The following is a 22,487-nucleotide window of genomic DNA, read 5'->3' on the forward strand; positions in this document are numbered from 1 at the left end:
ACGTAACGCAATTCGCTAAGTTTGGCTAGGAATCGTGGACAGCTTAATTGGCATCAAAAAAACCCGCCGAAGCGGGTTTTTAGGCACCATTTACGTCAAGGTCTTTCCCAAAGCATGCTCCCTGAGGGATCGTCCAGGCGAAGCACCTCAATACTTAGACTGGCGTCATCACCAATCGATGGGTTGCCCCATGGGCCAGTGCTATCGGGCGCTAAATTCCATTCCAACGTTTCGCCCGGCTCGATACCGCCAGAAATGGTGTAGTAGAACGTCTCGTCGACCCAAGGCACCGAACGACCTGGGCTTTGCAATACACCTCGGAAGTGCGCCCTCGCGACTGGCTCGCCAGTGTTGTTGGTCACGCGCAACGTTATCACGGGAGCAGCATTCAACGAGTCATCTTCAATCAACTGGTACTCGGCGCTTTCGATAACGAAGCGGTCCAGCATTTCTTGCGCAATGGGAATGTCAAGATCGTCAGCCTCTTTGCTTTTCTCGGGGAGCTCTCCCGCGAGTTCGAGCACCTCAGGGCCGCTAAGGCCGTGCAGACTGCGACGAGCCTCTGTGGCCATGTCTTCAAGTTCATCATCACTTAGCTCGCTGATCTCGACAATCGTCATCCCTTGCTGAGATCGACGCATCAACAGAGCTTCGACGGCTTCGTTAAAGCGCTCTGCCTCTGCTTCATCTAACGAGGCGCGAATTTCTTGAAGTGACCTGTCGAAATAGCGCGGGTTTGAGCCGTCAATGGTCGGTTCTGCATGGGCAATGCCTGACATGGCCAACGCTATCGCTAGAGCTAATACCCGTTTCATAAACTCACCGTCCTATTGGTTGAGGTATCAACATAAGCCAAATGGCCGCGTTTGGACATTCTCAACTTTCATGGCCAAGCTACTCATAAGTCTTGATGGTCTTGATGGATTTACTGAGCTGTAATCCTACATTCTGCCAATAATACTGCCCCACACGTTGCTGAGGTGTACCTTTTGGCATGAACTCAATGTAGTCACCCGTTGGTCAAATCTCCATAACGGAGCCAGACGCACGAGCCTTGCGATGTGGTTTGATGCGTAATTTCATGTGTTAGCTTTTATGTTCCGCCCGCACCTACAGGTGTCCGCAAAACATCATTAACCTAAAGCTTGTGCTCATTATCCGTTAGAGACATCGCATTCTCCTGTTGAATTCCCATCATCTCAACAGAGGATTGTTAGTTGCTACATGGATTAGAGCAAAATCGTACCAGATGACACACTGAAAGACCGGTGCCTTTTATAAAGGGCTTGTAGGTAGGAAGGAAGCGCGGGGCCTAGAAACGAAAAAAGCCCCTGACGAATCAGGGGCTTTTCGAGATAAGTGGCGGAGGGACAGGGATTCGAACCCTGGATAGGCTATTAACCTATGCCGGTTTTCAAGACCGGTGCATTCAACCGCTCTGCCATCCCTCCGGCTTATGGGTGCGTATACTAACATCTTCTCCTTGTAAGTCAACGCCTTTTGAATAAATTAGTAGAGCCTTAAACCGACGCGGGTAATCATGCCACCCTCCATTTCGCTGACGACCCAGTGGATACCGTGCCAATCTACGTCGTCACCGACCACAGGGTGACCGCCGACTCTGAGAGAGACGAACTCTGCGAGCGTCATCTCCTGCTCGCCGGGGCTCAGTGTCAAGCCATAGGCTTGGGCGATATCCTGCATTTGGGCGTTGCCGTCCAAGGTAAAGGTGCCAAAGAAGGCGCGTTCTTGTTTGAGCTTGGCATCGCCATTGAACAGTCGGTTGAGCGCGACCAGGTCTTCCGTACGACCAATCACACAGATTACATCGCCAAGTTTCAACCGGGTGCTGCCCTTGGGATGCAGCATGACGTGATTGCGGAACAGCGCCGAAATCAGCGCACCCGAGGGGAAGCGCAGCAATCGGATTGGAACGTCTTCAAGGTCTTCGTTTTCGACGACATAAACGAACATCTCAAAGTCGTTATCCGGGAGGATGCCCAGTGGACCGCGACGGTTGGGCGTGGTACCCGCGGGTACTTCTACTTTCAGCCAGCGGGCCATGAGGGTGAGAGAGCCGCCTTGAATCAGCAGCGACATCAGCACCACCGCAAAGGCGACATTAAAGTAGAGCGACGCGTTTTCGACTCCGCCAATCACTGGAAAAATGGCGAGCACGATCGGAACGGCTCCGCGCAGGCCGACCCAGGCAATGAAGAGGGTTTCGCGCCAACGGAATTTGAAAAAGGGTTTAATGCTAATCAAGACGGCCAGCGGGCGAGCGACGAAGATCAACGCCAACGCAACGAAGCCAGCGGGCAGGGCCACGTCCCAAAGCTGGCTGGGCGTCACCAGCAATCCCAGCACCAAGAACAAGCCGATTTGGCTCAACCAGGCCAAACCATCGTGTACGGGCAGGATGAAATTGAGGTGGCGGCCTGGCTGATTACCAATCATCAGGCCCGCTAGATAAATCGCTAAAAAGCCGCTGCCTCCCAGCACGCTGGTCAACCCGAACACGCTAAAGCCAAGTGCCAACGCCAGCATGGCATAAAGACCAGGTGCCAAGTCCAGCCAGCGGAGCAGTTTGGCGCTAAGCCATCCGCCCCCAATGCCGACTGCCAACCCAATACCAAACTGAGAAATGAAGAACAGCAACGTTTCGCCGACACCGCCGATGTCACCGACCAGCAGCTCTACCAGCATCAGTGTTAGAAAGATCGCCATCGGGTCGTTGGTACCCGATTCGATTTCCAGCGTCGCCCCTACCCGTTCGTTAAGGTTCACTCCCCGCCCGCTCAACATGGAGAAGACCGCCGCAGCATCGGTAGATCCGACGATGGCACCTACCAGCAGCCCTTGCACCAAGGAGAGATCAAATACCCACATGGCGATGACGCCAACGATGGCGCTGGTAATGAAGACACCGAACGTCGCCAGAGAGAGCGCAGGACGAAACCCGACTCGGAACGTTTTAAGACGCGTGCGCAACCCACCGTCGAGCAGAATCATGGCGAGCGCTAGATGGCCGATCGTAAAGGCCATGGAATAGTCATCGAACTCGACGCCTAGCAGTCCTTCCTCTCCGGCCAACATCCCTAGGCCCAAGAAAATCAGCAGTATCGGTACGCCCACCATGGAAGAGAGACGACTCGCGAGGATGCTGAGCGCCATTAGGGAACCACCCACCAGGAAGAACGTATAAATTGCGTCCATGTCTCTCCATCTCTACATTAATGCCGTTCTATTATTGCATGTCGTTGCTGAATTTACTGAGCGTGTTCGCTAGGTTTATGCAAGGGACTAGCCAGATGCTTTGCCTGACAGCTAAACTCCGCCGTCCTACCATCGGGAGTTGAGGTTATGTTGAACGCTTTTTGGCGTGAACGTTCATTAATAGCTCTGTCATGGGTCCTTATTTTATTATTTTCATTTTCAGTGACTTACGCAAACGAAGAGCGTGAAGCAGAGATCACTGAGCCGCCGCTCTCTTTGGATAGCACCGTAAGACTACCCGAGGGGCTGTGGCCTGCCGATGACGACCGGGCAATAGAGGCACTCGAAGAAGCTCCCAGCATGGCAGTGGTACCGCCCCCGCCCCTTGATCCGCCACCGCTCAAACAACTTACGCTGATGCTAGATTGGTATTTGAGCCCACAGCATGCGGCGCTTATCGTGGCAAAAGAGCGCGGACTGTTCGCCGCCCAAGGCTTGGATATCGCCCTATCGACCCCAGCTGACCCATCCATTGCCATCAAGCTTTTGTCAGCCGGCGAGGTCGATTTAGCCCTGACTCGCCAGCCGCTTCTGCATCTACATGCCCATGAAGGGGCGCCCATCGTCCGTATCGCCACGTTGATCGAGACACCGCTCAACGCCGTGATCGTGGCGGGCGAAGCGCCCGCACCTGCCAACGTCGAGGACACCCTGGCCGACCTGCACTACGGCTTTTCTACCCGCGAAGGGCGTGACGTGCTGGTAGAGCGACTACTGCCACGCTCGGTGCGCCAAGTGGATGACTTCGTTGCGCCCGAAAGCGTGCATTTCGATGCCGCTGATGCCCTCCGTTCGAGCAGAGTCGATGCCGTGGCGGATGGTTTTTACCACAGCTTGCCCGCGCAACTGGCGGCCGATGGCATCGTCACCCACACCGTTCGCTACAGCGAGCTAGATATCCCCCGCCACGACGGACTCATTCTCGTAGCTAACAGCGATTCCGTGGCTCGTCGAGCCACAACGTGGTCGCGGGTACTGTTGGCGGTGGAAGAAGCCAGCAACTGGATGATCGAGCACCCGGACGAGGCGTGGTCGCTATTGGTTACGACTCACCCCGTGCTGGATAATCCCATTCATCAAACCACATGGGATGATCTGCTTCGCCGCGTCGCGCTAAGCCCGGCGGCGCTGGATGAGCGGCGCTATGCTGCGTTCGAGCGCTATTTACAAAACGCTGGTGCGATCTCTGACGAGCTTCCTGTAGCGCGCCTCGCGGTGAATCCACACCTTCTCATGACGCGTTGACCCACGCTTTAGCTACCTGCCACATCCATAACGCGCTGGAGCTCTATGCACGATACCCCACTAGTGTTTATCGATATCGAAACCACCGGCACTCGGGCCACCCGTGACCGGATCACCGAAATCGCGGCACTGAAGGTAGTGGACGGTGACGTCGTCGACCGGTTTGTCTGCTTGACTCATCCTCAGACCAGTGTGCCCGCCCATATCAGTCAGCTCACCGGCATCTATGATGACATGCTGGCCAACGCCCCTACGTTTTCTGACATCGCCGAGAAGCTGCTGGCATGGCTCGGCAGTGCCTGCCTGGTCGCGCATAACGCGCGATTCGACGCTAGTTTCTTACGCAACGAGTTCAAACGCGCTGGCCATCGCTACCAACCTTCGGTGATATGCACGCTGCGCCTTGCAAGACGCTTACACCCGACGCTGCCCACGCATAACTTGACCGCTCTGCTGGCCCATTTCGATATTCCTAGGGCACGTCAGCACCGCGCCGAAGACGATGCCAACGCGCTATGGGAGCTATGGCTAACCTGGCGACGCGAATGTGAAACGGAGCGTTTTCAGGCGGCCCTTACCGACGAACAGCGCCATCGCAGTCTGCCAGCGCAGCTCTCCAGCGATCAGATCGCCGATTTGCCTAGCGCCCCCGGCGTGTATCTTTTTTACGGGCATAACCGTTTGCCGCTCTACGTGGGTAAAAGTGTCAATCTGCGCAGTCGAGTGCTGGGTCATTTTCAGCGCGACCATCAAGACGATAAAGAAATGCGTCTTGCTCAACAGATCCAGCATATCGAGTGGGAAGAAACCGCGGGGGATATGAGCGCTCAGCTACGCGAAGCGCAGCTCGTCAAGACGTTGATGCCCATCATGAACCGCCAGCTACGCCGCCAAGGGAGTCTGAAAACGTGGTACTGGCCGAGCGATGCCCTTTGCCCCACACTGGTGAGCGGCAAGGCCATCAGCCAGCCTCAGCCGGGCAAGCTGTTCGGTCTATTTAGGAGTGCCAAAGAGGCCGAAGAAGCGCTACGCAGCGTGGCCGAAGAGCACGGCCTTTGCCCTCGCGTATTGGGCCTGGAGAAAGGCAAAGGGCGTTGCTTTGCACAACAGCTAGGCAAATGCCGTGGCGCGTGCTGTCAGCAGGAACCGTTGGAAGCGCATAGCCTGCGCGCGCAGCGAGCACTGGCCAAACTGCAGGTGAGCGCATGGCCGTGGCCAGGCCGTATCGTCATCCGTGAGCAGAGCCGCCGAGGCGGCCCCATTGCGTATCATGTGGTCGACCATTGGTGCTACTTTGGGAGCGCCACGACCCACCGCTGCGCTCAAGCGCTGACGGGGGACGCGCCACAATTCGACATGGATACCTATCGCATTCTCAACCGCTTTTTGAACGACCCAGAGCAACATAACCTTACGATTGCGCCGCTATGAAAGCATCGATGGCTTGCTGAAACGCCTCGGGCTGGTCGGCGTGTAGCCAGTGCCCGGCGTTTTTGAGGGTGACGAGCCGGGCTCGCGGCAGCACCTCACGCAGCGCGGGCAGCATGTCGTCACTAACGTAGTGAGAGTCGGCGCCGCGCAGAACTAACGTTGCCCCCTCGAACGGGACATTCCCATCGGGCTTGCCGATGATATCCTCGTAGCCGCGCTTGATCTCGTCCAACCCCACCCGCACGCCCATCACGCCCTGCTCGTCTCGCACCAGGTTGGTAGCGAGAAAGAGTCGTGTGGGCCGTGAATCGACATGCTCCGCCAGCAAGGCATCCGCTTCACGCCGATTGGTAGGCTGACCTTCGCGCACCTGCTCAAGCGCGGCGAAGACGTCGTCATGGCCGTGCTGATAGGCCACTGGGGCGATGTCGGCCACCATCAGTGAGAGACAGCGCTGTGGGGCTTGGCGGGCCAGCGTGATGGCCACCTTGCCGCCCATGGAGTGCCCTAACACGTGGGCTTGCTCGATGCCCAACTTATCCAGCGCGGCTAACACGTCCTGGCTCATGGCCCGATAGCTCATGCCTTCGGCGTGGGGAGAACGTCCGTGGTTACGCAGGTCCACCGCGACCACCCGACGCTTTCGCTGCCACACTTTCAAGTGTGAACGCCAATTGTCGGCGCTACCGAGCAAGCCATGAATCACTACTAGCGGCTGGCTTGTCTCATCGGCCTCGGCGGGCAGGTCCATCACGTAAAGATCCACGGGGGCACGGTCGGTCATGCTACGTCCTTATCGGTTAAGCGGTTCGCGGTGAGGCGTCGTGTTGTCCCGTCCATACCACCAAGCGACGCGTGAGCCACGCCAGCAGCAGCCCATAAAGCGGCAGGAAGAACAGTAGGCTAATGCTCAGCTTAATAGCGTAATCGACGGCAGCAATTTCTACCCAGTGCTGCGCCATGAAAGGATCAGGACTGTTATAGAAGGCGGTGGCGAAGAAGGCAAACGTATCCGCTAGGTTGCCCAGGATCGTCGAACAAACGGGCGCGACCCACCAAGCCCACTGGCGCAAGCGATCGAACACCTGCACATCCAGCAGCTGGCCGAGCACGTATGCCAGAAAACTTGCCACTGCAATGCGGGCCACGAAAAGATTCCACTCGCCAAGCGCTTCGATGCCAGCGAAGCTGCCTCTCGGAAAAATCACGGATACGACGTAGGAGACCAGCAGCGCGGGAAACATCACGCGCAAAATAATACTACGCGCAGGTCCTTTACCGAACAGGCGAACCGTCAAATCAGTCGCCAGAAAGATAAATGGGAAACTAAAGGCGCCCCAGGTGGTGTGAAAACCAAATAGCGTGAAGGGTAGCTGCACAAGGTAGTTACTGGCGGCGATGATGGTGATATGGAAAGCGACCATCACCATGAGGCAACGGCGATGCTGAGCGTCGGTTAAAGCGAACATGCGAATTGACCTTTTTTTAATGGAGAGGGGTTAGGGAACCCTCAAAAAAGCGCCATAAGCGCTACTGGGGCGCGCATTATACGCGTTACCAGCAGTAATGAAAGGCAGTGGAACGTATCTAGCCGCCCCACCGCCCCGGCAGCTAGGCTCTTACAGGGCGGTGGCGCGTGCAGCACAGCATTAGTGATCGGTGGGAGTAGCCTGATCAGCGGCACCCACATTGCGTTCGCGCATCGCGGTATGCACATCGTCCAGGCTGGTCGGATCATCGATGGTAGAGGGTATCCCGAAGGATTTACCATCGGCGATATTACGCAGCAGTTTGCGCAATATCTTACCAGAGCGAGTTTTGGGTAACCGGTTGACCACCAGCACTTGCTTGAAACACGCAATGGGGCCTATGTGATCGCGAACCCGCTCGATGAGCTCGGCTTCAAGCGTTGCCTCATCGCCATTAAAGCCATCTTTGGGGATCACCAACCCGACCGGCACCTGACCTTTCAACTCATCGTGAATACCGATTACGGCGCACTCAGCCACGGCAGGATGCGCCCCCACCACTTCTTCCATTTCACCGGTAGAGAGACGATGTCCGGCGACATTGATCACGTCATCCGTACGCCCCATGATAAAAAGATAGCCCTCTTCATCGAAGTAGCCGCCGTCACCGGTCAAATAAAAACCTGGGTAAGCCGCCATATAAGCGCTATGAAAGCGCTGTGGGTCTCGCCAAATGCCTACCAGACACCCCGGGGGGAGCGGCTGCTTGATGACGACACTGCCCTGCTGCATGGCGGGTGCCTGTTCGCCATCGCGATCTACTATTTGCACGTCGAACCCAGGCACGGGGTATGTCGCAGAACCCGCTTTGGTGGGCGCCGCTTCGATGCCTGGCAGGTTGGCAGCAATCGGCCAGCCGGTCTCGGTTTGCCACCAGTGGTCGATCACCGGCACATCGAGCAGGTCGTCTAACCAGTGGAACGTAGGCGGGTCTAGACGCTCGCCTGCCACGTATAAGTGCTGCAAGCTACTGATATCGTACTGCTCTAACTGCTTGGCTTCGGGGTCTTCTTTTTTGATAGCTCGAAACGCCGTGGGCGCCGTGAAGAAGCTTTTCACTTTGTACTCATCAATCAAGCGCCAGAACGCCCCTGAATCCGGGGTCTTAACGGGCTTGCCTTCGTAGACGATGGTCGTGCAGCCGCGCAGTAGCGGTGCATAGACGATATAGGAGTGCCCCACCACCCACCCCACATCGGAGGCGGTGAACATGACGTCGCCGGGATTCAACCCATAGATGGCTTCCATGGAGTAGGCCAAGGCGACGGCGTAACCGCCGGTGTCACGCACCACCCCTTTCGGCTTCCCAGTGGTGCCAGAGGTATACAGTATATAAAGCGGGTCGGTGGCTTTGACGGGGACACACTCAACATAAAGCGCCTCTGCCTCCAGCGTCTGCCAATCCACATCGCCAGGCTGCAGCTCGACGCGGTGCACATCGCGCTGGTAGATCACACAAGCATCGGGCTTGAAGCTGCTTAGAGAGATAGCTTTGTCGACGATCGGCTTGTAGGGCAGCACTTTATCGACTTCGACACCGCAGGAGGCAGCGATGACCACTTTGGGTTCGGCATCTTCGATACGAACCGCCAGCTCATGGGGGGCAAAACCACCAAATACCACCGAATGAACCGCGCCCAAGCGGGCGCAGGCATACATGGCAATCATCGCTTCGGGCACCATGGGCATATAGATGATCACGCGATCACCTTTGTTCACGCCCAGCTTGGCGAGCCCGCCCGCAACATGCGCCACTCGATCGCGCAGCGCTTGGTAACTCAGCGTTTGTTTTGAGTTGGTGACCGGGGAGTCCCAGTAAAGCGCAGGCTGATCGCCGCGACCTTGCTCGACATGGTAGTCGATGGCGGCGTAGCAGATATTCAGCTCTCCATCGTGAAACCAGCGCGCATGCTGCTGCTCATCGTAATGGAGAATGGTGCTAGGTGGTGTGTACCAGGGCACTCGCTTGGCTTGCTCGGCCCAAAACATGTCTGGATGTTCGATGGCGTGTTGGTAGGTACGCTGGTAGAGGCTCATGGTGACCTTGTGATTATTGTGTCAATGAAAGAGCATCTTTAAAGCAAAGATGGATTGTCGACACTTTATAAAGTAATTCACCAACCCACCCTCATACTATGGGTGTAAACGCGACCAAAGACGCATCCAAACGCCAGTATTGTCGACAACGCACGACCTATTATCATTGATAGAGCGTTAAACCCATATTTGGACAAAAACCCCTAAATTACTGATCATTAAATAACCCAATCCTCGCGACGCGACGATGGCTACATAACCTATAACAACGCTGTCATAACAGTGTAGGCAAGGAGATTTTCATGTCTGCTTCTACGAGCGCCGCTACACGACTTCTGGAACATAATGGTCACGCCATCGAGGCGGGCACGCAATTGCTTAAAGCACTAGCCAACGAAAAACGCTTGCAGATTCTGTGCCTACTGGCTGAGAAAGAATTGTCAGTGACACAAATCAATCAGCAGCTCTCGTTGAGCCAATCGGCCTTGTCACAGCATCTAGCCATCTTACGTCGTGACCAGTTGGTCAATACCCGCAGGGAGTCACAAACCATTTACTACTCTCTGAGCAGTGAAAGCGCCAAGGCGATCATCGCCACCCTGGCGCAACACTATGCGGCGTAGCGCACCATCGCCGCCAGCCACCGATGTTAGCGGCGCTGCCACCCTGCGGCATCGACCACGCCTAGCGCCTTCACAATGGCATGCTCTACCCCCGCCGACACCGCCAACCCCACCTTACGGCTAAGTGTTTTCGGCGGCTCTAGCTTGACGCGGTACACCTGTGCGTTGGCGATCCGCTCCACTAGGTAAGCCTCACTGGTACCGATACTATCCACCAGTTTTTGCTCCAACGCTTCACTGCCATACCAAATTTCGCCTGTCGCGAGCGTGTCGATATCCATCTCTGGACGATGTCGGGAGACATACTCTTTGAACAAACGGTGCGTGTTTTCCAAATCATCGATGAACTTCTCGCGCCCCTCTTCGGTGTTCTCTCCCAGAACCGTCAACGTACGCTTGTATTTACCGGCAGTCAGCAGCTCGACATCGATATCGTTACGTTTGAGCAAGCGGTGGATATTCGGCACTTGCGCCACTACGCCAATCGAGCCGATCACTGCAAATGGTGCGGCTTTGATGTGACTGGCCGTGCAGGCCATCATATAGCCTCCACTAGCAGCCACTTTGTCAATGCACACCGTCGTCGTCAGACCCGCTTCTCTGAGCCGATCGAGCTGGGCGGCTGCTAGGCCATAGGCATGTACCAGACCGCCCGCTGATTCGAGCCTGACGATGACTTCATCATCGCCACTGGCTACGTCGATCACCGCAGACACTTCCTGGGCAAACCGTTCCGCCTGAGACGCTTTGATATCGCCATGAAAGTCCAAGACCCAAACGTTTTGTTGCGATGAACTGCCACTATGACCTTGTTTGGCTGCTTTTTGCATGGCCTTCTCCTCCTGACGAAACGCTTTGATGAGCTTTTTACGCGCCCCTTGGACGGTCGTCGTCACACGCAGACGGCGCTGGCGTGCCCGACGCTGATCATTGAGCGACTCGACATGCAGCTTCAGGCCATGTTCGCCAGTCTCTTTGCTGCGCATAACGATGATCAGCAATAGCGCGACGGCCCCCATGATCAGCGTGGTTTGCAGTAAGAATGTGCCCATTTCCACGACCCACTCAGCCATCATCACTCTCCTCTGCTGTGTTTGAAACGTTTGCTTTTTTGTTATCAATCAAGCCTGCTTTTGGCGTTAGTTACCGCAGGCTTGATTAAAACAATTGTTTGAAATAATCTCATCCAAACATGGTACGTTAATGACACCACTCACACTTAGGAACGATCCTATGTCATCCACCACACTTGATAAGTTGCAATCTCGCTTTAACCCCGAGGCGGCCAAAGGGATGCACGAAGTCTTTCAGTTTCACTTCGCCGATGCGGGCAGTCACTACTTGGATATCCAGGATGGTACGCTCGGCGTGCATGAGGGCGAGCACGACGATCCGTCGGTCAGCCTGAGCATGAGTACGGACACGCTGAAGGGCATCATGAACGGTGAGATCAATGGCATGACGGCGTTCATGACCGGTAAATTGAAGGCCACCGGTAACGTCATGCTCGCCACCAAGCTGACCAGCCTGTTCCCCAGCCAATAAACACGTCCTACTCGCGCCACCTTGCTAAATGCGTTTCAATCAAGTCGCGAGAAATGGAGTAAGGCGGCGGCAGCGACGGAAGCTGCCGCGGCGAGAACCATGCAGCATCGCTAATCTCTACACCATCGATCCGAATGCGCTTTGTCGTGGCCTCGGCAAAAAAACCCAGCATGAGCGAGTGCGGAAAGGGCCACGCCTGACTATGGTGATATCGTAACCGATCCACGTGCACCCCTACCTCTTCGAAAATTTCTCGATGCACGGCCTCCTCCGCAGACTCTCCCGGTTCGATAAAACCGGCCAACGTGGAGTAGCGCCCGGGAGGAAAGCGCGGACTGCGCGCTAGCAGCATCGCCTCACCGCTGGTGACCAGCGTAATGATACAGGGCGAAATGCGCGGATAGTTACGGTGCCCACAGGCGTGACAGTGCATAGCAAACTCGGCTTCGAGCTTGGTGGCTCTTTCTCCGCAACGTCCGCAATAACGGTGATTCTCCAGCCAAGCACCCACTTGTAGTGCCGTCGACAGCAAGCTAAACCAAGATTCGGGCAACTGTCCCAGCCACTGTCGCCCCTCTATCCAGTCGTCGCCGGGTTGGGTTTCCACCAGCAGTGCCACCGGTTCATCGTACCAATAGCACAGTGGCTGCATCTGCTCAGTCCATGGTTGGAGAGGCTGCAGCGGCGATAGCTCACTCTTGATAGGCGCAGGCGCAATGTAACTGCGAGAGACACGTATCACACGCCCCTCTTTGACATGATGGGGGATTTGGCGCTTAAGCATCGGCAGCGGATCCGTCTAGCCAGCGCAACTGATGCGCCTCACATTTGGCCTGATGAGCTGCCCGCTCCTCTTGGGTGGGGCGAATGACACGCAGTTGCCCAGGCGACAGTGATAAGCGACGCACCGAAAGACCTTCGTTCGCTTCATTCTGCTGACGCTTGTCACTGCCGCTATCGGCATCCAAGGTCAGCGCCGTTTGGCCGCCGGTCATAGCCAGATACACATCGGCCAGTATTTCGGCGTCTAGCAAAGCGCCGTGAAGTACGCGGTGTCCATTGTCGATATCATAACGTTTGCACAATGCGTCAAGATTATTACGTTGCCCCGGGTGCATTTCACGCGCCATGACCAACGTATCGAGGATTCGGCAATGGTCTCGCACCGGTCCGAGCGCGGGTGCCCGACGGCGTTTGTTGAGCATGCCAAGCTCGTGATCGATGAACCCAACATCGAAGGGGGCATTGTGAATGACCAATTCGGCCCCTTCGATGAACGCCCAAAACGCATCGGCGATCTCAGCAAATACAGGCTCGTTCGCTACTTTGGCATCATCGATGCCGTGGACCGCGACCACCTCGGCGTCGATATGGCGCTCGGGATTGATGTACTGATGGTAAGTACGTCCGGTAAAACGACGATTGACCATCTCGACGGCACCAATCTCCACTAAACGGTGCCCATCTTTGGGATCGATACCCGTCGTTTCCGTATCTAGGATGACTTGACGCATGCCGCTCTCCTTTGATGTTCATCGATGGCTTCGTTGGCCAGCTCATCGGCACGCTCGTTGCCTGGATGGCCGCTATGCCCTTTCACCCAGTGCCACTCTACGCGATGGCGATGCGTCTCTTCATGAAGCGTTTTCCACAATTCGGCATTTTTGACAGGCTGCTTGGCCGCCGTTTTCCAGCCGCGTTTGACCCAGTTATGGATCCACTGGGTAATGCCCTGGCGGACGTATTGCGAGTCTGTCCATAACGCAACGCTGCAAGGCTTGTTCAAAGCACGCAGTGCCATGATCGCTGCCGTCAACTCCATGCGGTTGTTGGTGGTCTCGGCCTCATAGCCTTTCAATGTCTTTTGATGGGGTCCGCTTTCCAACACGACACCCCAGCCGCCTGGGCCCGGGTTTCCTCGACAGGCCCCATCGGTATACACCGTTACCTGGGGCAGCCCCTCGGCTGCTTGCTTAATCACGTTCACTATCCTTTTTTAAACGACGCTGGCTCTTCGAGTGGCTCCAGGGAGCGCCCGTCCGTGTAGCGCCCAACGAAGAGGGCGCGATCGGAGCACTTAGACCAAATTTGACGCGCTGAACGGGGGCATGACGCTGGCGTCGTTGGGCTTGGATCATATAACTTTCGCCCAGCGGCAAATTATGCCGCCTCCCCCAAGCCTCCCAGCGCACACCGCAAGCTGTACTGAGTGGGCCACGAAAACAGCAGTAGTCTACGCGCTCAACCTCAAAGTCGACAAACGCCAACCAATCCTTTAAACGGTTCGCCGAACGCCAGTGGCCGTTCCAGGGGAAGGCCGTTTGTTGCTTGCGCCAGCGCTGTGTTAAGCCATTCAAACCGAGCGGGTTGAATCCAAACAGAACCAGAACGCCATTATCCGCCGTTACGCGAGCCGCCTCCCGAAGGGTATGGTGAGCCTCATGAAGGTGTTCCAGCCAGTGGTGAATGACCACCGTATCCAGGCAACGGTCAGGCAGTGCCCATTGATCCGGCGGGCACACCAACGAGGCATCGCTCTCTGCCAAGGCGCGGCTGGGAGCCCAGCGAATCGGGTGTGTAATCAATGACATACCCATCATTGCTGGCCCCATGCCCATTTCGAGACTGTGGCCGCCTTTGCGGCCTTCTACCACAGGGCCCAGGCAGGCACGTTGGGTTTCCCAAAGCGCTCGGCCTGCATCGGATTGCCAGTAAGCCTGCGCGCAGGTCAAGCGCTGCGCCAAGCTGTCGGCTTTTGGCGAATTTGACATAAACGGCGCTTCCCTCCACAGTAACGGCTTTTTAACGTCTATTTGTATCAGTTTTGCGCGCGACAGCGCATGGTTGGACTTTACGCATTTTTAGCATTCAAAGGATCTCGCCCATGATGAGCGTGACACCGATACCCGCCCTAAGCGACAACTATATTTGGCTCATAAGACAAGATACCAGTCAAAGCGTTTGCGTGGTGGACCCCGGTGAAGCAGCGCCTGTCATTGACATCCTCGAACGTGAGGCGCTCACCCTAGACACCATACTGATCACTCACCATCACCAGGATCACGTTGGCGGTTTGGATGCGCTCATCAAACGCTACTCTCCTCGCGTCATTGGCCCCGACAACCCTGACATCCAAGGAATCGACGTTCGCGTGAGGGACGGTGATCAGGTGCGCATCATGGGTCGCCTGTTCGATGTCATGGCGACACCGGGACACACTCTTGACCACATTAGTTATTTCGCTCCCGGCATTCCCGCCTTGCTTTTCTGCGGCGATACGCTGTTTTGCGCAGGCTGCGGGCGCCTGTTCGAAGGCACACCCGAGCAAATGTTCAGCTCATTGAATCGTTTAGCGGAACTCCCCGAGGATACACTGGTCTTTGCAGCGCATGAATATACGCAAGCGAACCTGACGTTTGCACGTGCTGCCGACCCTGACAATGACGCTGTGACATACGCACTGCAGGAGTGTGAGAAGGCACGGGCATTGGACCGGCCGACGTTACCCAGCACGATAGGACGCGAGCTGACGATCAACCCCTACCTGCGCGTGGGCACCGACAGCGTGCGCCAAGCGGCGGGATGCCAGGGGTCTAACGATGACAATCTCGCTACGTTCACCACTCTTCGGGAGTGGAAGAACCGTTTTTAAGAACGCTATCGACTAGAAACGAACCCGACTATGACCTATCGAACGATTCGCCAGCGCTTATTGTTAAGCGCTGGGAGTACCGTAGTAATGGGCCTTTTTTTGGCCGCTGCAGCCAGCTCACAAGCGTCTGCCACCGATCCAAATCTGACCTATACCACCGTCAATGATGCCGTGGCGAATAATGGGAACGAACGCACCGCACGCTTCCAGCCCACTGCGCTGCATCACCACTTCTGGGAGTCGCTGGTACTGGAGCCCCAGGATGCGTGGAGCTCGCTACGCTCGAGCTTCCAGTGGCAGGATAAGAACCTTCCCGCCGATGCTCAATCCAGAGTCGATGAATGGATCGAGTACTATCGCTCTAGCCCGGAAAACATCGCGGCCATTACCGAACGTGCCACACCGTGGCTCGCTTGGATTGCTCAACAAGTGAGCGACCGCGGCTTACCCGGTGAAATCGCTCTGATTCCATTTGTCGAGAGCTCCTTTGACCCTAGCGCACGCAGCCATCTCGGTGCAGCCGGCTTATGGCAGTTCATGCCCGGTACGGGTGACGCATTGGGGCTAGTACGCAATGGCAACTATGACGGCCGATTGGATGTGGTCACTTCGACGGAAGCAGCGCTAGATTATCTGGAAATGCAGGCCGATGAGTGGTACGAGGGAGATCTGATGCTCTCGCTAGCCGCTTATAATGCGGGCGCAGGCACTGTTAACCGTGCCCAGCGCCAAGCACAGAGTCAAGGGCTAGCTGGCAAATATTGGGACCTATCACTGCCCCATGAAACCATGCAGTACGTACCCAAGTTAAAAGCCATTGCCACCATCATCAACGAACCTGACAAGTATGGCGTCAAACTGCCGGACATCCATCCAGATCCTGCCTTTGCCAAAGTGCAGCTGGAGCAGCCCGTCAGCTTGGCACAAGCATCCCAACTATTGGATGTCAGCCAATCAGCGCTAGCCGAGCTAAACCCTGGTCTGCTCAATGGCAGCCTCGACCCACGTAGCGCGCAGACGCTCCTGGTGCCAGAAGAGGTAGATACGCAGGTATTAGCTCAGCTTTCGCAAGCCAACGACACGACGCTGGCCTCGACCGCTACCCCAGAGGTGCATCGCGTCGAGCGAGGGGATAATCTGTCAACGATTGCTGCCCGATATAACGTTGATCAGCAAGACTTAATCCGCTGGAATGCTATCGAGCGCCCCGAAGCCCTTCAGCCTGGGCAGCTACTGTCACTCTCGGATCAGTAGCAGAGCCGATAGCACAGTCATACACGGGCATTATAACGTTGAGGCAAGGTTACAACAGGAAGTTTACCGATGGCACGCAGCGTCATGCTCAAAAAGACGGGATTATTGATCAGCACACTGCTGCTGAGCTGTTCGCTATGGGCCTCGGAAGAGATGCTTGGCAGCGCGCCCAGTACCGTCCCGGTCGAGACGGTACATGGGCTATCGCTTTACGATAGCCCGGCGCTACCCGAAGATTTCGCCTACTTCCCCCACGTCAACCCTCAAGCGCCCAAGGGTGGCTCCATCACTCACACTGCGGTCGGCGGCAGCTTCGACTCGACCAATCCCTTCATCATTCGCGGTACGCCAGCCACCGGTATCTCGCAAATCTATGACACGTTGATGGCGAGTAACCCTAACGAGCCTTTTAGCCTTTACGGCCTGTTAGCAGAAGGCGTGCGTTTGGATCCGGAGCGTCGCTGGATCGAGTTTGACCTGCGCGAACAAGCCCGCTTTCAGGATGGAGAGCCCCTAACCGCCTACGACGTCGTTTTCTCGTTCGACCTTCTTCGCGACCAGGGCAACCCTTTCTATGCCAGTTATTACGCAGGCGTCGAGCAAGCCATCGCGTTGAACGAGCATCAGGTGCGCTTTGAATTCAATGACACCGACTCTCGAGAGTTGCCCCTGATCGTGGCGCAGCTTCCCATCCTACCCCGACATTATTGGGAGCCTCGTGATTTTAGCGCTCCGACGCTTGCCGCTCACCCTGGCTCAGGACCATACCGTATTAGTGAGGTAGACCCTGGGCGTCGCATCGTTTATCAGCGCGACGAAAACTATTGGGGTAAAGACCTGCCCGTCAATATCGGGCGCTATAACATCGGTCGGGTCATCTACGAGTACTACCGGGATCGGGACATTGCCTGGGAAGCGTTCAAAGCGGGCCTCACCGATTTTCGTATCGATGCGCGTGCCGCCACCTGGGCCATCGGCTACGATTTTCCTGCTTACCGTGACGGGCTAATCGAGAGGATTACCGTACCAGACGTTAACCCATCGATGATGCAGGCGTTCGTTTTCAATCTGCGTAAAGAGAAGTTTCAGGACCCACGTGTACGAGAAGCCTTGAGCCTGACGTTCGACTTCCCCTGGCTCAATACCAATATTTTTTACAACACTTACGCCCGAACCGAGAGCTTCTTTCAAAACTCCGAAATGGAAGCGGTCGGCATGCCTTCCGATGAGGAACTGGCGCTACTACAGCCATACCGTGATGAGCTTTTGGCGTCACATCGATCAGACAGGCTGTTTACGGCGCCCTTACCCATCGATCACCCGGTTGAACTACGCGAGCGGCTGCGGTTGGCGTTAAGCCTGCTTCGTGAGGCAGGCTACCGCGTTGAGGAGGGGGTACTGGTAGATGATCAGGAGCGCCCCCTCTCCCTCGAAGTGCTCCTATATGATTCAGGGCTGGAGCGCGTGGTACAACCGATGTTACGCAACATGGCACGCCTAGGCATCCAGACGTCCATGCGCATTGTCGATATCAACCAGTACCTTAACCGGGTGCGGGATTACGACTACGACATGGTCATTAGCCACTTTCCTCAATCCAATAACCCTGGTAACGAACAGCGCGATTACTGGACCAGCGCTGCCGCCGAAGCGCCACAGAGCCGCAACCGTATGGCGCTGGCCCATCCAGCCGTCGACGCATTGGTGGAAGAGATCATTCGAGCCGATGACCGGGAATCACTGGATACGGCCACCCGCGCCCTTGACCGTGTGCTACGTTGGGGCTTTTATGTGATTCCGCATTACCACTCTGGCGAGACACGCATCGCCGTGTGGGATAAGTTTGGCTACCCAGAACCTTTTCCTGATTACGCCATGGATCTCGATGCTTGGTGGGTAGATACCGAACGTGAAGCGGCGCTTCAGCGACGCAATCGCCGCCGATAGGCAAGCCTGCCCCGGGGTGAGTTTGAACGAATGCTGCCAACCATCGCTGATAACCAGCGCCGATAACGCTTGCCGACAACCCTCCTTGTTGTCGTCCATTCATGGAGTGCACTGTGGCTCGCTATACCTTACGCCGACTGCTACTAATGATTCCGACGCTGTTCGGTATCATGCTGCTCAACTTCATGATCGTACAAGCCGCGCCAGGCGGGCCGATCGATCAAATGCTGGCTCGCTTCGAAGGTGCCAATGCCATGGCCAGTACACGCTTGGACATGGGCGGTGCGGATGTTCAGATCAATGATGATTCCCGTGGCGCACGGGGCATCGACCCGCGCTTCATCGAGCAGCTCGAACAGCAGTTTGGTTTCGACAAACCTGCCCATGAACGCTTCATCAGCATGATGACGGACTACCTAACCTTTGATTTTGGCACCAGTTTCTTTCGTGATCGTCCGGTGATCGATTTAATGATAGAGCGGCTCCCCGTGTCGGTGTCACTCGGCCTATGGACCACCTTGCTGGTCTACCTGATTTCCATTCCTCTGGGCATTCGCAAAGCGCTACGCCATGGCTCGCGTTTCGACGTTTGGACATCGGGGCTGGTGATCGTTGGCTACGCCATTCCCGGCTTCCTATTCGCCATTCTACTCATCGTTCTGTTTGCTGGGGGAACCTATCTAGATTGGTTTCCGCTACGCGGGCTAACCTCGCCAGACTTTGACGATCTGTCGGCATGGGGCAAGATAAAAGACTACTTCTGGCATATCACGCTGCCCGTTATCGCGGCCTCAATCGGCAGTTTTGCCACCCTGACCATGCTGACCAAAAACAGCTTTTTGGATGAAATACATAAGCAGTACGTGCTCACCGCACGCGCCAAAGGTGCCGATGAGCAACGCGTGCTCTACGGGCACGTGTTTCGTAACGCCATGCTGATCATCATCGCTGGGCTGCCATCAGCCATGATTGGTATTTTCTTTACCGGTGCGCTGCTCATCGAAGTGATTTTCTCACTGGATGGCCTTGGCCTGCTTGGTTTCGAGGCCGTCATGCAGCGCGACTATCCGGTCATTTTTGGCACGCTCTTTCTCTATACCGTGATTGGCCTGCTGCTCAAACTGGTATCGGATCTTACCTACGTGTGGGTCGACCCGCGCATCGATTTCGCGTCGAGGGAGTCTTGATATGTACGCAATCACCTCTCGCCTCTCGCCCATCACGCTTCGGCGACTCGCCGCGTTTCGCGATAATCGCCGCGCGCGGGTTTCGCTGTGGCTGTTCGCCGTTCTGTTTCTCATCAGCTTATTCGCCGAGCTCATCGCCAACGATAAACCCATCGTCATGCAGTACGACGGTCAGTGGTACGTGCCGCTATTGGTCGATTATCCAGAAACCGAGTTTGGTGGCTTTTTACCGACCCGCACGGATTATCTAGACCCCTTCATTCAGCAACAGATTAGCAACCACGGCTGGGCGCTCTGGCCCCTCATTCCGTTCTCATACCAAACGCTCGATATGCAGATGACGCGCCCGTCCCCTGCACCGCCAGACCGCCGCCACTGGCTAGGCACCGATGACCAAGGCCGCGATGTCTTGGCCCGCGTCATTTACGGCTTCAGGCTCTCTGTGGCGTTCGCGCTGGTATTGACGGCGGGCTCGCTGGTGATCGGTGTTATCGCAGGCGGCGTGCAGGGCTTTTTTGGTGGCAAAGTCGACTTGATCGGTCAACGAATCACCGAAATCTGGTCGGGACTGCCGGTGCTGTTTTTACTGATCATACTGGCAAGCTTCGTACAGCCAGGCTTTTGGTGGCTGCTAAGTATCATGCTGCTCTTTTCCTGGCTGGGGCTGGTCGACATCGTGCGCGCCGAATTTCTGCGCGCCCGCAACCTGGAGTACGTCCGCGCCGCAAAAGCCATGGGGTTGCCCTCTCGCCTGATCATGTGGCGCCACGTGCTGCCCAATGCAATGGTCGCTACCCTAACGTTCATTCCGTTCATTTTTACCGGCGCCATTGGGACCCTAACGGCACTGGATTTTCTAGGTTTTGGATTGCCACCCGGGGCCCCGTCGCTCGGGGAACTCGCCGCACAGGGCAAGAACAATCTGCACGCGCCGTGGCTTGGCATTACCGCCTTCATGACCCTAGCCATCATGCTGTCTCTGTTGGTGTTTATCGGGGAAGGTTTGCGCGATGCGTTCGACCCGCGCCACGTTAAGCAGCGTCCCTCTACTGCCCAGGAAACGACTCATGTCTGAGCCAACCCCACAACCGCTGCTGACACTCGATGGACTCACGGTGGCCTTTGATGGCAAGGTCGTTGTAGATGACCTTTCACTGTCGGTAAGCCCGGGTGAAACGCTCGCGATCGTTGGCGAGTCTGGGTCAGGAAAGTCGGTCTCTGCGCTGGGTGCCATTGACCTATTGCCCAGCAATGCAGAAGTGCGCGGTCAACGTTGGCTAGAAGGCACCGATCTAACACAGCTAAGCAAACGTGACTGGAACGGCATTCGCGGCAACCGCGTGGGGTTCATTTTTCAGGAGCCGATGACGTCACTCAACCCTCTGCATCGCATCGGCAAGCAAATTGGCGAAACCCTCCGACTACACCAAGGCCTAAATGGCCAAGCGGCCCGGCAGAGAGCCAAAGCGCTTCTCGAGCAGGTCAAGCTGCCTCGGCCAGAAGAACTTCTGGACGCTTGGCCCCACCAGCTCTCCGGTGGCCAGCGCCAGCGGGTGATGATCGCTATGGCGATTGCTAACGACCCTGCGCTATTGATTGCCGACGAACCGACGACCGCGCTGGATGTGACCGTGCAACAGGACATCCTAGCGCTACTCAAAGAGCTACGTGACCGTCACGACATGGGCGTATTGCTGATTAGCCACGATCTTAATCTGGTCCGTCGTCATGCCGATCGCGTTTGCGTCATGTACCAAGGCAAGTTGCAGGAAAGCGGTCGAGTAGAGGACGTGTTTCGCCGACCGCAAAGCGATTACACTAAAACGTTGATTGCCGCTGAGCCTGAGGGCCGCCCAGCCGAACCTTCGAACACTCACTCTTTGCTGACCACTCGACAACTCCGGGTCAGTTTCGCGCGCCCTAAAACACGCCTATTCCAGCGTCAACCGCCCGCATTCGAAGCGCTAAAAGCCACTGATCTCACCCTTACACCAGGTGAAACACTAGGCATCGTCGGTGAGTCGGGATCTGGAAAGACGACCCTTGCCTCCGCCATCATGCGCTTGGTAGCGAGCCAAGGCGACGTCAAGCTGGGCGACACGACGCTGAGCCAGTTCACTGGGGAAGCGTTACGCCGTCAGCGCCACCGTTTTCAAATGGTGTTTCAGGACCCATATGGCGCCCTATCTCCCCGTATGCCCGTGTTCGATATCATCAGTGAAGGGTTACGCTTTCACTTCCCAACGCTGAGTGAGATGGAAGTGACCGAGCGAGTTCACCGCACTCTAAGTGAGGTCGGCTTGCCAAAGAGCTGCGCTGACCGCTACCCTCATGAGTTTTCCGGTGGCCAACGTCAACGCATTGCCGTCGCTCGAGCGATCATTTTAGAGCCGGAGCTTCTTGTGCTGGACGAACCCACTTCTGCGCTCGACCGTACCGTGCAAAAGCAGCTCGTGGTGCTACTACGCGACCTGCAAGCACGCCGCCAGCTCAGCTATTTGTTCATCAGCCATGATCTCGCCGTGGTGCGCGCCATGGCTCACCGAATCATGGTGCTAAAAGATGGCGAAGTGATCGAACAAGGGAACTGCCTTGAGGTACTGGCTGCCCCCCGCCACCCCTATACCAAGGCCCTTATCGAAGCGGCACACCTCAACTAATACGTGCCTTTTGTCGTTGGTTAACCGTTTAGTCTGTCATCTTTAAAAGGTGACGTTGGCTTTGAGAAGCGTCAACAATTAAGATAACGGTATAAAAAGAA

19 protein-coding genes, 1 tRNA gene and 1 pseudogene are annotated in these 22,487 nt (G+C 56.1%); 10 read left to right on the forward strand and 11 right to left on the reverse strand.

What is annotated here, in order from left to right; translation table 11 throughout:
* Positions 1-95: 95 nt before the first annotated feature.
* The 3 genes from FHJ80_RS12760 to FHJ80_RS12770 all read right to left on the reverse strand — a co-directional run bounded on the left by FHJ80_RS12760 (position 96) and on the right by FHJ80_RS12770 (position 3,216).
* A complete protein-coding gene (locus FHJ80_RS12760) occupies positions 96-815 on the reverse strand; it encodes a DUF6694 family lipoprotein (protein WP_281997200.1) in 720 nt (239 codons plus the stop codon).
* Between the two features lie 545 nt (positions 816-1,360).
* A tRNA-Ser gene (locus FHJ80_RS12765) sits at positions 1,361-1,451 on the reverse strand.
* Positions 1,452-1,509: 58 nt separating this feature from the next.
* Positions 1,510-3,216, reverse strand: coding sequence for a potassium/proton antiporter (locus tag FHJ80_RS12770; protein ID WP_139527662.1), 1,707 nt, complete (start codon positions 3,214-3,216; stop codon positions 1,510-1,512).
* Between the two features lie 222 nt (positions 3,217-3,438).
* Between FHJ80_RS12770 and FHJ80_RS12775 the strand changes: the two genes are divergently transcribed.
* Together FHJ80_RS12775 and FHJ80_RS12780 are read left to right on the forward strand one after the other, a co-directional pair.
* Positions 3,439-4,521 carry an ABC transporter substrate-binding protein gene (locus FHJ80_RS12775; RefSeq protein ID WP_343218260.1) on the forward strand — a complete coding sequence of 361 codons (1,083 nt, stop codon included), beginning with the start codon at positions 3,439-3,441 and terminating at the stop codon, positions 4,519-4,521.
* Positions 4,522-4,566: 45 nt separating this feature from the next.
* Positions 4,567-5,952 carry a 3'-5' exonuclease family protein gene (locus FHJ80_RS12780; RefSeq protein ID WP_139527666.1) on the forward strand — a complete coding sequence of 462 codons (1,386 nt, stop codon included), beginning with the start codon at positions 4,567-4,569 and terminating at the stop codon, positions 5,950-5,952.
* Here FHJ80_RS12780 and FHJ80_RS12785 read toward each other — a convergent pair.
* From FHJ80_RS12785 to FHJ80_RS12795, 3 genes and pseudogenes are all read right to left on the reverse strand, one after another.
* Positions 5,933-6,736, reverse strand: coding sequence for an alpha/beta fold hydrolase (locus FHJ80_RS12785; protein ID WP_139527667.1), 804 nt, complete (start codon positions 6,734-6,736; stop codon positions 5,933-5,935). The genes FHJ80_RS12780 and FHJ80_RS12785 overlap by 20 nt on opposite strands.
* A gap of 16 nt (positions 6,737-6,752) precedes the next feature.
* Positions 6,753-7,421 carry a 7-cyano-7-deazaguanine/7-aminomethyl-7-deazaguanine transporter gene (locus FHJ80_RS12790; RefSeq protein WP_139527669.1) on the reverse strand — a complete coding sequence of 223 codons (669 nt, stop codon included), beginning with the start codon at positions 7,419-7,421 and terminating at the stop codon, positions 6,753-6,755.
* 180 nt (positions 7,422-7,601) lie between these two features.
* A pseudogene (locus FHJ80_RS12795) lies at positions 7,602-9,524 on the reverse strand (propionyl-CoA synthetase); the annotation flags it as partial.
* A 296-nt stretch (positions 9,525-9,820) separates the two neighbouring features.
* Between FHJ80_RS12795 and FHJ80_RS12800 the strand changes: the two are divergent.
* The gene (locus FHJ80_RS12800; protein ID WP_139527673.1) at positions 9,821-10,141 is read left to right on the forward strand and encodes a metalloregulator ArsR/SmtB family transcription factor; all 321 of its coding nucleotides are present in this window, start codon (positions 9,821-9,823) and stop codon (positions 10,139-10,141) included.
* 26 nt (positions 10,142-10,167) lie between these two features.
* Here FHJ80_RS12800 and sohB read toward each other — a convergent pair whose 3' ends face one another.
* Positions 10,168-11,214, reverse strand: coding sequence for a protease SohB (sohB, locus tag FHJ80_RS12805; protein ID WP_139527675.1), 1,047 nt, complete (start codon positions 11,212-11,214; stop codon positions 10,168-10,170).
* A 160-nt stretch (positions 11,215-11,374) separates the two neighbouring features.
* Between sohB and FHJ80_RS12810 the strand changes: the two genes are divergently transcribed.
* Positions 11,375-11,686, forward strand: a complete 312-nt coding sequence (locus tag FHJ80_RS12810) for an SCP2 sterol-binding domain-containing protein (RefSeq protein WP_139527677.1) — start codon at positions 11,375-11,377, stop codon at positions 11,684-11,686.
* A gap of 7 nt (positions 11,687-11,693) precedes the next feature.
* Here FHJ80_RS12810 and nudC read toward each other — a convergent pair whose 3' ends face one another.
* The 4 genes from nudC to FHJ80_RS12830 are packed head-to-tail and all read right to left on the reverse strand — an operon-like array spanning position 11,694 to position 14,457.
* Positions 11,694-12,470: an NAD(+) diphosphatase gene (gene nudC, locus FHJ80_RS12815; protein ID WP_139527680.1), complete on the reverse strand. Its 777-nt coding sequence runs from the start codon at positions 12,468-12,470 to the stop codon at positions 11,694-11,696.
* A complete protein-coding gene (gene dnaQ, locus FHJ80_RS12820) occupies positions 12,463-13,200 on the reverse strand; it encodes a DNA polymerase III subunit epsilon (protein WP_139527682.1) in 738 nt (245 codons plus the stop codon). The genes nudC and dnaQ overlap by 8 nt, the downstream gene beginning before the upstream one ends.
* Complete coding sequence (gene rnhA, locus FHJ80_RS12825) at positions 13,182-13,667, reverse strand: ribonuclease HI (protein ID WP_139527683.1); 486 nt, start codon at positions 13,665-13,667, stop codon at positions 13,182-13,184. Before rnhA ends, dnaQ begins: the two co-directional genes overlap by 19 nt.
* Positions 13,660-14,457: a class I SAM-dependent methyltransferase gene (locus tag FHJ80_RS12830; RefSeq protein ID WP_139527684.1), complete on the reverse strand. Its 798-nt coding sequence runs from the start codon at positions 14,455-14,457 to the stop codon at positions 13,660-13,662. The genes rnhA and FHJ80_RS12830 overlap by 8 nt, the downstream gene beginning before the upstream one ends.
* A 113-nt stretch (positions 14,458-14,570) precedes the next feature.
* On the opposite strand from FHJ80_RS12830, the gene gloB reads away from it, so the two are divergent.
* The 6 genes from gloB to FHJ80_RS12860 all read left to right on the forward strand — a co-directional run bounded on the left by gloB (position 14,571) and on the right by FHJ80_RS12860 (position 22,386).
* The gene (gene gloB, locus FHJ80_RS12835; protein WP_139527686.1) at positions 14,571-15,338 is read left to right on the forward strand and encodes a hydroxyacylglutathione hydrolase; all 768 of its coding nucleotides are present in this window, start codon (positions 14,571-14,573) and stop codon (positions 15,336-15,338) included.
* 30 nt (positions 15,339-15,368) lie between these two features.
* Positions 15,369-16,592, forward strand: a complete 1,224-nt coding sequence (locus FHJ80_RS12840; RefSeq protein ID WP_139527689.1) for a transglycosylase SLT domain-containing protein — start codon at positions 15,369-15,371, stop codon at positions 16,590-16,592.
* Between the two features lie 69 nt (positions 16,593-16,661).
* Positions 16,662-18,539, forward strand: a complete 1,878-nt coding sequence (locus FHJ80_RS12845; protein ID WP_139527691.1) for an extracellular solute-binding protein — start codon at positions 16,662-16,664, stop codon at positions 18,537-18,539.
* Positions 18,540-18,652: 113 nt separating this feature from the next.
* On the forward strand, positions 18,653-19,726 hold the full coding sequence (locus tag FHJ80_RS12850) for a microcin C ABC transporter permease YejB (RefSeq protein WP_139527693.1): 1,074 nt from the start codon (positions 18,653-18,655) through the stop codon (positions 19,724-19,726).
* Position 19,727: 1 nt separating this feature from the next.
* Positions 19,728-20,801, forward strand: a complete 1,074-nt coding sequence (locus FHJ80_RS12855; protein WP_139527695.1) for an ABC transporter permease — start codon at positions 19,728-19,730, stop codon at positions 20,799-20,801.
* Positions 20,794-22,386: an ABC transporter ATP-binding protein gene (locus FHJ80_RS12860; RefSeq protein WP_139527697.1), complete on the forward strand. Its 1,593-nt coding sequence runs from the start codon at positions 20,794-20,796 to the stop codon at positions 22,384-22,386. The genes FHJ80_RS12855 and FHJ80_RS12860 overlap by 8 nt, the downstream gene beginning before the upstream one ends.
* Positions 22,387-22,487: the final 101 nt, after the last annotated feature.

The organism is Halomonas sp. BL6, from assembly GCF_006228115.1.
GTDB lineage: Bacteria > Pseudomonadota > Gammaproteobacteria > Pseudomonadales > Halomonadaceae > Vreelandella > Vreelandella piezotolerans.

Excerpts from the sequence above, each read along its gene's own strand:
- FHJ80_RS12860 (WP_139527697.1), top strand. The coding sequence starts at position 20,794 with ATGTCTGAGCCAACCCCACAACCGCTGCTGACACTCGATGGACTCACG.
- FHJ80_RS12780 (WP_139527666.1), top strand. The coding sequence starts at position 4,567 with ATGCACGATACCCCACTAGTGTTTATCGATATCGAAACCACCGGCACT.
- gloB (WP_139527686.1), top strand. The coding sequence starts at position 14,571 with ATGATGAGCGTGACACCGATACCCGCCCTAAGCGACAACTATATTTGG.
- FHJ80_RS12810 (WP_139527677.1), top strand. The coding sequence starts at position 11,375 with ATGTCATCCACCACACTTGATAAGTTGCAATCTCGCTTTAACCCCGAG.
- FHJ80_RS12800 (WP_139527673.1), top strand. The coding sequence starts at position 9,821 with ATGTCTGCTTCTACGAGCGCCGCTACACGACTTCTGGAACATAATGGT.
- FHJ80_RS12855 (WP_139527695.1), top strand. The coding sequence starts at position 19,728 with ATGTACGCAATCACCTCTCGCCTCTCGCCCATCACGCTTCGGCGACTC.
- dnaQ (WP_139527682.1), bottom strand. The coding sequence starts at position 13,200 with ATGCGTCAAGTCATCCTAGATACGGAAACGACGGGTATCGATCCCAAA.
- FHJ80_RS12790 (WP_139527669.1), bottom strand. The coding sequence starts at position 7,421 with ATGTTCGCTTTAACCGACGCTCAGCATCGCCGTTGCCTCATGGTGATG.
- FHJ80_RS12770 (WP_139527662.1), bottom strand. The coding sequence starts at position 3,216 with ATGGACGCAATTTATACGTTCTTCCTGGTGGGTGGTTCCCTAATGGCG.
- FHJ80_RS12760 (WP_281997200.1), bottom strand. The coding sequence starts at position 815 with ATGAAACGGGTATTAGCTCTAGCGATAGCGTTGGCCATGTCAGGCATT.
- FHJ80_RS12840 (WP_139527689.1), top strand. The coding sequence starts at position 15,369 with ATGACCTATCGAACGATTCGCCAGCGCTTATTGTTAAGCGCTGGGAGT.
- FHJ80_RS12845 (WP_139527691.1), top strand. The coding sequence starts at position 16,662 with ATGGCACGCAGCGTCATGCTCAAAAAGACGGGATTATTGATCAGCACA.
- sohB (WP_139527675.1), bottom strand. The coding sequence starts at position 11,214 with ATGGCTGAGTGGGTCGTGGAAATGGGCACATTCTTACTGCAAACCACG.
- FHJ80_RS12830 (WP_139527684.1), bottom strand. The coding sequence starts at position 14,457 with ATGTCAAATTCGCCAAAAGCCGACAGCTTGGCGCAGCGCTTGACCTGC.
- FHJ80_RS12785 (WP_139527667.1), bottom strand. The coding sequence starts at position 6,736 with ATGACCGACCGTGCCCCCGTGGATCTTTACGTGATGGACCTGCCCGCC.
- nudC (WP_139527680.1), bottom strand. The coding sequence starts at position 12,470 with ATGCTTAAGCGCCAAATCCCCCATCATGTCAAAGAGGGGCGTGTGATA.